The organism is Pseudoalteromonas sp. T1lg23B, assembly GCF_002964665.1.
Lineage (GTDB): Bacteria > Pseudomonadota > Gammaproteobacteria > Enterobacterales > Alteromonadaceae > Pseudoalteromonas.
The window spans coordinates 1-565 of sequence record NZ_PQBZ01000021.1; the positions used below are offsets into that span (position 1 = coordinate 1).

Sequence of the window (565 nt, forward strand, 5' to 3'; positions counted from 1 at the left end):
AAGCACTTCTAGCTGCCGTATGGCGACGAAAGCCAAAGAAACAGGTGCTTATACACTCAGATCAAGGTAGTCAATTTACAGGTTATGAGTGGAGTGACTTCTTAACAGAGCACAATCTAAAAGCTAGTATGAGCCGTCGAGGAAACTGCCACGATAATGCGGTTGCAGAGAGCTTCTTCCAGCTACTGAAACGAGAGCGGGTGAAGAGAAAAATATACGTAACACGTGAACATGCAAGATCTGACATATTCGATTATATCGAAATGTTTTATAACTCTAGACGCAAGCATGGTGAGGCGAATAATATGCCTCCACTGGCTTATGAAAAGTTAGAAGAATTCAAGCAAAGATCTGTCTAGTAAAGACTGTGCACAATGGGCGCAAGCCTGATGCAGCCATGCCGCGTGTGTGAAGAAGGCCTTCGGGTTGTAAAGCACTTTCAGTAAGGAGGAAAGGTTGGATGTTAATAGCATTCAGCTGTGACGTTACTTACAGAAGAAGCACCGGCTAACTCCGTGCCAGCAGCCGCGGTAATACGGAGGGTGCGAGCGTTAATCGGAATTAC

At 45.5% G+C, this 565-nt stretch carries 1 rRNA gene and 1 pseudogene; both read left to right on the forward strand.

Going from position 1 to position 565, the window contains the following annotated elements:
* Positions 1-254 (forward strand): annotated as a pseudogene (locus C2M32_RS21150) (DDE-type integrase/transposase/recombinase); the annotation flags it as partial.
* Positions 249-565, forward strand: a 16S ribosomal RNA gene (locus tag C2M32_RS20630); the annotation flags it as partial. The pseudogene C2M32_RS21150 and the gene C2M32_RS20630, both read left to right, overlap by 6 nt.